The sequence below is a fragment of the Candidatus Igneacidithiobacillus taiwanensis genome (genome assembly GCF_031962545.1).
GTDB classification, from domain to species: domain Bacteria; phylum Pseudomonadota; class Gammaproteobacteria; order Acidithiobacillales; family Acidithiobacillaceae; genus Igneacidithiobacillus; species Igneacidithiobacillus taiwanensis.
The window spans coordinates 1-3,143 of the sequence record NZ_JAVRKK010000196.1 but is presented as its reverse complement, the minus strand read 5'-3'; the positions used below and the strand labels follow the sequence as shown (position 1 = coordinate 3,143).

The following is a 3,143-nucleotide window of genomic DNA, read 5'->3' as shown; positions in this document are numbered from 1 at the left end:
AAGTTGATCCCAAAGAGCTTGCCCCAGAATTGGGTCATTTCCTTGTAGATGGGGCGTTTGGTAACCACATATACGGTTTCCATGGTCGCCAGAATGAAGGTGAGTCCCAGGGTGAGGGGGACAAACAAAAAGTGGTACAGAGCGGTCAACGCAAACTGCATCCGTGACAGCTCCACCACCGTAGGATTAATCATCATACTCATGAGTTACCTCCTCTTGTTACAACAGAACAGGACCGGAATGAAGGCGTTGCAGAGGTTCCTCCGCAGGCGCTCCCGGACTCTTTTTTGCGGCATCGTGTTGTAGATATTGGGTACAGCGAGACAGTAAACCGGGGCCTCCAGAGCCAAAGCCCAAGCGGCGCAGCTCTTCCAGACTCCCCAAGCGGCGGCCGCGGTTCTCCACCGCGGGATAGAGAAGGGTTTCATCTGCCATAGGTGCCAATAGGGTTAGCAGATGGGCGGTCAAGGCTGGCCGTTTTGCTGCCGGGATGCGACGATGGAGCCCCCCCGCCAGGAGCGTTTCTCCCGTAAAGAGGCGGTCCTCCCATTGGTACATGACTGCGCAAGGGGTCAGTCCGGGCGTGTGGAGTGCGCGCAGGCATTCCTCGCCAAAGTAGAGCAGGTCCTCGTGGCGGATGCGCATGTCCACGGCAGCATCGTTAATGCTTTCCTGGGCAAGGATTCTTGCCCCCACCCGGTCGCGCAGCGCCAGGGCAGCCTCCCGTTGATTCTTGTTCCAGTGGGTCTGGAGGGCGAAACGCAGACGCAGACCGCGGCTATGGAGAAACTCCAACACCGGATCCAGTTGCCCGGTACCCACATCGATGGTCACCGCCTCCCGGGTAATGGGATCTCCCACGACATAGGCCAATTGCCGGCCCTTCTCCCAATAAAACTGTCGAAAGATCATCTCGACACCTCATTTCTTGCATTTTCCTATTACAAAAAGCAAGGTTTGCGCCACACCAAAAACAACGCTATATAAATGAGCTCTTACAGGCACTTAAGATTTTTTACCTAGTCTAAGCATTGCGTTTTTTCTGCCAATTATGGCGGTTGTTGGGATGAGATATGCCAATCATGGCAGATACGCTGGTTTCCACCGTGCCGTTGGTGACGATGTTGTCAATCACTGTCCAATTCTGACCAGTCTTAGAGAGGGATAAGACTCAGTTTGCGGGAGGAATCATTACCGGTTTCGAGAATGCCACAGTCCGGGTTAATGGTGGCAATAGTTTTCCAGCATAGTGCTCCAGTTTCACCGCTTCGAATCGAAGCTCTGGCGGGTAGCTTTGTACCGCCTTTTCCATGACATCCTCCTAGATTCATTATATGCATACGAGAATGTCCACATCAGTGTCAGGAGGTCTGCCCGGTGGATGGCTTCCCGCCTCCTATTCCGCTCGGCTCTTTCGGCTAATTTTAGAAGTGTAATGCTCCTCCCCCCGGATTGATGGTTAAATAGTCAATGACATTCCCCCTCAGATTAACAGGATCGGGCCCATGAATTTATTATCTGCCGGAGCATTTATCAATGGAAACTGGCAAGACTTGGAATGCCGTTTTGCGGTACGAAGTCCCCTGGATCAGAGTGTCTTGGCCGAAGTGTCCGACTGTGGGAAGGCAGAAGCGGAAGCGGCCGCCGCTGCGGCAGTCAGCGCCTTCGCCGTATGGCGCCGGCACACCGCCTATGAGCGAGCCACCATGCTCGCCTGCTGGGCGGATCTCATCCAGGGGCAAAAGGAGGACCTGGCCCGGCTCATCACCCGGGAAATGGGCAAACCCATTCGCCAGAGCCGCGCCGAAGTCAACACCGCCTTAGCCTTGGTGCGCTGGTATGCGGAAGAATGCAAGCGCATCATGGGCGAAAGCATCCCCTCCCAATTTCCGGACAAGCGCTTGCAGATCCGGAAAATGCCTGTCGGCCCAGTTTTTGCCATTACTCCCTGGAATAGCCCGGTATCCATGGTTGTCCGCAAGGTGGCGCCTGCCTTGGCCGCCGGTTGCGTCGTCATTCTTAAGCCCGACGAAAAAACACCCCTGACGGCGCTGCAGCTCGCGCGGCTCTGGGATGCTGTGGGCGGGCCTGCCGGCACCTTCCAAGTCCTGCCCACAGCAGATCCTGCGCCCTTGACCGAACAACTGATGGCTGATCCCCGTATCGCAAATCTCAGCTTCACCGGATCGACGGCGGTGGGGCAACGGCTTTACGCCTTGGGCGCGCCCACCATGAAACGCTTATCTCTAGAATTGGGTGGCCACGCGCCCGTGCTGATCTTCGCCGATGCCGATCTGGAAGCGGCGGTAGCCATGGCCCTCAGTGCCAAGTTCCGCAATGGCGGTCAATCCTGCGTCGCCGCCAACCGCTTGTATGTGCATGAATCCATCCTGCCCGCTTTCACCCAACGCTACGTCGAGGCCGTTCGGTCACTAAAAGTGGGCGACCCCCTCGACGAATCCACCGATATCGGCCCCCTGGTTAATGCCGCTGCCTTGCACAAGCTGCAGGATCAACTACAGGATGCATTGACGCACGGCGCTCAACTCCTCTGCGGAGGCACAGCAGATGGCTTGTGGTTTTTACCCACTCTGCTTGGCCGGGTGGGTCCGCAGAGCCAGGTCCTGCGCGAAGAAAGCTTTGGTCCTCTATTGCCGATTCTTTCCTTCCATAACGAAGCAGAGGCCATCAACTTAGCCAATGACAGCCCCTATGGGCTGGCAGCCTATGTCTGGACTCGGGATCTAGGACGGGCGTTTCGGGTAGCAGAGGCGCTGGATTACGGCATTATTGGTGTAAATGACGGATCTCCCTCCACGCCCCAGGCGCCTTTTGGCGGAATCAAATTGTCCGGGCTAGGGAAAGAAGGAGGCAAATGGGGCATGGAAGAATACCTAAATGTGCAACTCGTATCCTTGCACTTGCCATATCCCAAAATCCGCGATTGAATAAAGGCGGGTGTTGCTTATTGATGCATGGAGCGGGTTTTAGCTCGGGTTTGTGGCGTTATTCAGTGATAGCTGTGATAATAACGCTTATTTAGGAGGATGCTGAAAAAGTCCGTGGTATAATTGCGTAACGTTAGAAATCTGGGAGTTGCGTCATGCGCGGAGCCAAGGTGGAGACCCAAGGGATGTTCAGCT

General features: G+C 55.5%; 4 protein-coding genes. 1 reads left to right on the top strand and 3 read right to left on the bottom strand.

The genetic code is table 11. The features are described 5' to 3' along the window. From RTI30_RS13545 to RTI30_RS13535, 3 genes are all read right to left on the bottom strand, one after another. Positions 1-203, bottom strand: a 203-nt coding sequence (locus RTI30_RS13545) for a cytochrome ubiquinol oxidase subunit I (protein WP_312284046.1), incomplete at its 3' end; no start/stop codon positions are given. 16 nt (positions 204-219) lie between these two features. Next, positions 220-912: an MBL fold metallo-hydrolase gene (locus tag RTI30_RS13540; protein WP_312284045.1), complete on the bottom strand. Its 693-nt coding sequence runs from the start codon at positions 910-912 to the stop codon at positions 220-222. A gap of 259 nt (positions 913-1,171) precedes the next feature. Next, positions 1,172-1,312, bottom strand: a complete 141-nt coding sequence (locus RTI30_RS13535) for a hypothetical protein (protein ID WP_312284044.1) — start codon at positions 1,310-1,312, stop codon at positions 1,172-1,174. A 193-nt stretch (positions 1,313-1,505) separates the two neighbouring features. Here RTI30_RS13535 and RTI30_RS13530 point away from each other — a divergent pair, with 193 nt between their 5' ends. Then, positions 1,506-2,948, top strand: coding sequence for an NAD-dependent succinate-semialdehyde dehydrogenase (locus RTI30_RS13530; RefSeq protein WP_312284043.1), 1,443 nt, complete (start codon positions 1,506-1,508; stop codon positions 2,946-2,948). Positions 2,949-3,143 lie beyond the last annotated feature (195 nt).

Excerpts from the sequence above, each read along its gene's own strand:
- RTI30_RS13535 (WP_312284044.1), bottom strand. The coding sequence starts at position 1,312 with ATGGAAAAGGCGGTACAAAGCTACCCGCCAGAGCTTCGATTCGAAGCG.
- RTI30_RS13530 (WP_312284043.1), top strand. The coding sequence starts at position 1,506 with ATGAATTTATTATCTGCCGGAGCATTTATCAATGGAAACTGGCAAGAC.
- RTI30_RS13540 (WP_312284045.1), bottom strand. The coding sequence starts at position 912 with ATGATCTTTCGACAGTTTTATTGGGAGAAGGGCCGGCAATTGGCCTAT.